Annotated in this window: 4 protein-coding genes; 1 reads left to right on the top strand and 3 read right to left on the bottom strand. The window is 65.5% G+C overall.

The window, feature by feature from the left end; translation table 11 throughout:
• Nucleotides 1–255 precede the first annotated feature (255 nt).
• Nucleotides 256–1,908, bottom strand: coding sequence for a peptide ABC transporter substrate-binding protein (locus RMO97_RS12445; RefSeq protein WP_310541387.1), 1,653 nt, complete (start codon nt 1,906–1,908; stop codon nt 256–258).
• A gap of 10 nt (nt 1,909–1,918) precedes the next feature.
• On the opposite strand from RMO97_RS12445, the gene RMO97_RS12440 reads away from it, so the two are divergent.
• Nucleotides 1,919–2,461: a hypothetical protein gene (locus tag RMO97_RS12440; RefSeq protein ID WP_310541386.1), complete on the top strand. Its 543-nt coding sequence runs from the start codon at nt 1,919–1,921 to the stop codon at nt 2,459–2,461.
• A gap of 1 nt (nt 2,462) precedes the next feature.
• On the opposite strand, the gene RMO97_RS12435 is transcribed toward RMO97_RS12440, so the two are convergent.
• A complete protein-coding gene (locus RMO97_RS12435; RefSeq protein ID WP_310541385.1) occupies nt 2,463–3,371 on the bottom strand; it encodes an ABC transporter permease subunit in 909 nt (302 codons plus the stop codon).
• Nucleotides 3,368–3,955 (bottom strand): ABC transporter permease subunit (locus tag RMO97_RS12430; RefSeq protein ID WP_310541384.1); only part of this gene is annotated, 588 nt, incomplete at its 5' end. The genes RMO97_RS12435 and RMO97_RS12430, both read right to left, overlap by 4 nt.

Below are 3,955 nucleotides of genomic sequence, written 5' to 3'. Positions count from 1 at the left end.
CTGTCGCATTCTGGTCACAGATTACGCCAAGCCGCAACGTCAGCGCAAGATTCGACCTTCCGGGGGCGTTTTTCGCCGATTTTGCCCCCGCAACTTCAAGTTATAGTGGCGCTCTGGGGCACAGGCGACCTCATTTGCGGGTCCATCGCACGCTGAAGTCCGAGCTCATGGCGAGTTTTCGCCTCATTTCGCCTCGTGCGGTGTGACGCCGGGCCGCGTTTGTGGGCCCCGCCGACGCCAAGCCAATCCCTGAGGTCAGCCGGCCGTCCGCGGCATGCAGAGCCAGCGCGACCGGTGATGGTCCACCAGGTTGGCCTTCCAGCCGGTGATCTTCGGCGAGACCAGGTTCTTGTTCACGTAGAAGAAGATCGGCGCGACGGTGGCGTCGTTCAGCATGATCTGCTCGGCCTGGGCGAGGTATCTCGCACGCGCGTTCACGTCCGGCTCGTTATCTGCCCGGGCCAGCAGAGCGTCGAACACCGGGTTCTTGTAGTCGCCATAGTTCTGCGATCCGGTGGAGGACTGCTGCAGATAGAGGAAGCTCATGGCGTCGTTGTAGTCGGCGATCCAGGCGGCGTCGGCCACCTGGAAGTCCCGCGAGCGATAGGACGCGTAGGCGATCTGAGTCTCGTTCTGCATCAGGGCCGTATCGACCCCTATGGCCTTCCAATCGGCTTGAACCGCCGGCATGAACAGCATTGGATCAGGGCTGTTGCGGTGTTTGATCTCGATCTTCAGTGGGTTTTTCGGACCATAACCCGCCGCCGCCAGCAGGCGACGGGCCTCGGCCTGCCGCTTCTCCAGAGACCAGGTGGACCAGACCGGCGGCGCGGCAGGGGTGTAGTTCGCCACGCCCGGCGGCACGAAGGTATAGGCCGGGGTTTGACCGCCGCGCAGCAGCTTGCCGGTGATGAATTCCCGGTCGATGGCCATGTCGAGGGCCAGGCGCACGCGCCTGTCCTTGAAGGCCGGGACCGAGCTGTTGAAGGCCAGATAGGCGACGCCGAGATAGGTGTTGGTGTGAACGTATTCCGGCATCCGCTCGCGCAGGAAGGCGATGCGGTTGGACTGGATGTCGGCGTTCATGTCGAGTTCGCCACGCAGAACGCGGCGTTCGGCGCCGATGGCGTCATTGGTGGGATAGTAGTTGATCTGATCGATGCAGACGTTCGCCGCGTCGTAGAAGCGCGGGTTCTTCACCACGCCGACGTGGTCCCCCAGGGTCCAGCTCTTCAGCATGTAGGGGCCGTTGGAGACGTAGTTGCCCGGCTGGCTCCAGGCGTCGCCCCACTTCTCCACGACGTGCTTGGGCACAGGCAGCATGGTCTGATGCTTGGCCAACTCGGTGATGTAGGGGGCCGGATGCTCCAGGGTGATCTCCAGCACCTTGGGCGAAACGGCGCGCACGCCCAGTTCGGCGCCCGGCAGCTTGCCCTCGTTCACCGGCTGGGCGTTCTTGATGAAGTAGATCAGCGAGGCGTATTCCGCCGCCGTCTTCGGATCCAGGAGGCGGCGCAGGGAGAAGACGAAGTCGTCGGCGGTGACCGGCTCCCCGTCAGACCAGACGGCGTCCCGCAGATAGAAGGTCCAGGTCTTGCCGTCGGGACTGCTGGTCCAGCGCTCGGCCATGCCCGGGATCGACTTGCCGTCGATGTCCGACGTTGTCAGCCCGACGATCAGGTCGGAGATGATGCGGTCTTCCCAGGTGCCGGTGGTCTTGTGCGGATCCAGGCTGGCCGGCTCCGAGCCGTTGCCCACCTGCAGGCAGATCTTTCCGGCCGGACAGTCCGGACGCGAGACTTTTTGCGTGCAGCCGGTCAGGGCCAGAAGCGAAAAGGCCGTGAGCGCCAAAATGATCGGCTTGCCGCGCGACCATAGCGTCTTATCAATGCGGGAAATTGAGATCATGGGGTCACGGATGACACAGTTTTCCACGCGCTTAAAGCTGGCCGCCTTCGGTCTGGTCGCCTTCGGTCTGGCCGGCGTCTCTGGAGCGGCCGGGGCCCAGACCGCGCCGCGCACCGCCGTCCTGCAGAGCGTGATCGACTGCAAGGGCAAGACCGACGCGGCCGAGCGGCTGGCCTGCTACGACGCCGCCGTGTCCAGCCTGGACGTCGCGGAGAAGAAGGGCGACATCGTCGTGGTGGATCGCGAGCAGGCGCGGACCGCCCGTAAGCAGGCCTTTGGCTTCGCCCTCCCCTCCATGGCGATGTTCGACCGTGGCGAAAAGCCCGAGGAACTGGACCGGGTGCTCACCACCATCACCAAGGTCAGCAAGCAGGGCGACGGCCGCTGGCTCCTGGAGTTGGAGGGCGGCGCGCTGTGGGCGCAGAACGACACCGAGATCCTGCCGCGCGCGCCAAAGGTCGGCGCCAAGGCCGAGGTGCGCAAGGGCGCGGTGGGCGGCTACTTCCTCAGCGTCGACGGCATGCGGGCTATGCGGGCGCGCCGGGTGAAGTAGCTCACCGGTCCTTGGGATCGATGGCGTCGCGCAGGCCGTCGCCGATGAAGTTGAAGCTCATCAGCGTGATGACCATGGTCAGCGACGGGAAGACCAGCAGCCACCAGGCCAGCTCCATGTCCTGGGCGCCGCCGGCGATCAGGGTGCCGAGAGAGGCCATGGGCGGCTGCACGCCTAAGCCCAGGAAGCTGAGGAAGCTCTCGGCCAGGATGACGGCGGGGATGGTCAGGGTCACATAGACCACCACCGGGCCCAGCAGGTTGGGCACGATGTGCTTGGTGATGATCGCGCCTTGGGTCAGGCCCGCCGCCCGGGCCGCCTCGACGAACTCCTTGTGCTTGAGCGACAGGGTCTGGCCGCGCACGATCCGGCTCATGGTCAGCCACTCCACTGCACCAATGGCGATGAAGATCAGGATGATGTTGGAGCCGAAGGTCACCATCAGCAGGATGACGAAGAAGATGAAGGGCAGCGAATAGAGCACGTCGACGATGCGCATCATCACCTCGTCGACGACCCCGCCGACAAAGCCCGCCACCGCGCCCCAGGCGACCCCGATCACCAGGGAGACCAGGGTTGCGATGAGGCCGATGGACAGGGAAACCCGAAGGCCCATCAGCAGCCGCGCCAGCAGGTCCCGGCCCAGCGAGTCGGCGCCCAGCAGGTGACCGCCGGTCAGCGGCGCGGCCCAGACGTCGTTCTTGTTGATCTGGTCATAGGCGAAGGGAGTCACATAGGGCCCGATCACCGCCACCAGCACCAGGATGGCCAGCATGATCATGCCGCCGACCGCGCCCCAGTTGCGCAGCAGGCGACGCCGGGCGTCGTCCCATAGGCTGCGCCCCTTGACGGCGGTCTCCATGAGGGCCGCGCCTTCGCGCGAGCCGGGAGCGAGGATAGGAGTGCTCACGACAGCCTCACGCGGGGATCGAGGACCGCATAGAGCAGGTCGGCGACCAGGTTCAGGAACAGGATCAGGGCGGCGTAGAAGATCACCATGCCCATGACGACGGTGTAGTCGCGCTGCAGGGCGGAGATCACGAAGAACTTTCCGAGCCCCGGCAGGTTGAAGATTTTCTCCACCACCAGGGAGCCGGTGAGCAGGCCCGCGCAGGCGGGGCCGAGGTAGCTCACCAGGGGCAGGATGGCGGCGCGCAGGGCGTGCTTGAACACCACCCGGTGAGCGGGAAGACCCTTGGCGCGGGCTGTACGGACGTAGTTGGAGTGCAGCACCTCGATCATGCCGGCCCGGGTCAGGCGCGAGATGATGGCGATCTGCGGCAGGGCCAGGACGGTGATGGGCAGGATCAGGTTCTGAATCGCTCCGTCGTTCCACCCGCCGTTGGGCAGCCACTGCAGGATCGAGCCGAACAGAAGCACCAGCAGCGGCGCGGTGACGAAGGTGGGGATGCAGACCCCGATGATCGCCACCCCCATGACGCCGAAGTCCACCCAGCCGTTCTGCTTCAGGGCCGCCATCACGCCGAGCGTCAC

The organism is Phenylobacterium sp. (genome assembly GCF_031425575.1).
GTDB lineage: Bacteria > Pseudomonadota > Alphaproteobacteria > Caulobacterales > Caulobacteraceae > Phenylobacterium.
This window is presented reverse-complemented; position numbering and strand designations above follow the sequence as displayed.